General features: G+C 46.6%; 1 protein-coding gene and 1 pseudogene. Both read right to left on the reverse strand.

The window, feature by feature from the left end; translation table 11 throughout:
* A partial coding sequence (locus BLS59_RS31125; RefSeq protein WP_143014305.1) for a hypothetical protein occupies positions 1-509 on the reverse strand: 509 nt, incomplete at its 3' end.
* A 50-nt stretch (positions 510-559) separates the two neighbouring features.
* A pseudogene (locus BLS59_RS31130) lies at positions 560-1,173 on the reverse strand (hypothetical protein); the annotation flags it as partial.

Here is a 1,173-nt window from a genome sequence, read left to right on the forward strand (position 1 = left end):
GTACTATCAGCCACAAGATAGTTCCAGTACCAGGCTTTGCGGAAACGACTGTTCTGGCTGTCCTTATACCAATTGTGGAAGCCGAACCAGCTAACGAGGCCGACTATAATAGCCAGAGCAGTTAAATACATGCCACGCTTAGCCATCGTCTTTAAAAAGCCCTTTCCGGCATCCTCCGGTAATACCAAAATCCTGTTCTTGGAAAATAACTCATGTAATACCTGTAAGACGGCTGTTCTCGTGGCGGTCATACCGTCACTGGCAATCTTAGAAAGTGGTAAAGTACTCGGTGCGGGTACCGTAACTTCAATCTTTTGATACTTTTGCTCAAAGCTGCTGATCAGCTTTTGCGTCTGCTTATCCTTTTCGGCAATAAGCTCATTCTTCTGGTCAACGTGTTTTTGTTGCTCTTTGATGAAATCGTTGATCTCTTTGATTTCTGCTACATTCTCCGTAAGTATGGCTGTTAAGGTCTTTTCGTCTATTGATGTTTCTTCGTTTGTTTTCATGATGTCCTAATTAAAAAGTTCATAAGTTATGTCACTCTAATCATGCATTGTTATCGGCTGATGCCTTGCGAATGCTGATGCTCCTGCTGCATTTCCTTTTCCTGCTGTTGCTGTCTCTTGAATTCCTCCTGCTGTTGCCGTATTAATTGCGCCTGCCGGTTTTGTTCCTGCTGCTGACGTAAAAGCTGCTCCTGTTTTAGTTTCTTCTCAATATCCATCAGGGCATAGCCGACCTGGCTGCCTTTAAAGCGGACGTGCTGCGCGTCGGTAAATGCGATACCCCGCCCCAATTCTACTTCGTAGCCGCGCTGCTCCATATACTTTTTGACCTGCTGCACATCCCTGCTTTGTTTGATCGCGGTTTGCAGGTGCTTTTTCAGCGTTTCCTTACGGTTGTCAACCCGCTGGCTTTGTGCAACCCTTTGCTCCGGCTTCAAAAACTTATTCGGGCTTAATACACGCTCTAATTTGTATTCCAGTTCCATCTTCCGGGCGAACTCGGCCACATGCTTATAGCTATTGCTGTCACTGGCTGTTTTCCCATCAAACCCAATGCGGTTGGCGACAATGTAGGCTAAGCACCCGGCGCCTTTCCATATTACTACGGCAGGATCTCCAAGTACTCGCCTCCGAACCGTACGTACACCTCTCAATGTGTACGGCT

Origin of the sequence: Mucilaginibacter pineti (assembly GCF_900101875.1) — a bacterium.
GTDB lineage: Bacteria > Bacteroidota > Bacteroidia > Sphingobacteriales > Sphingobacteriaceae > Mucilaginibacter > Mucilaginibacter pineti.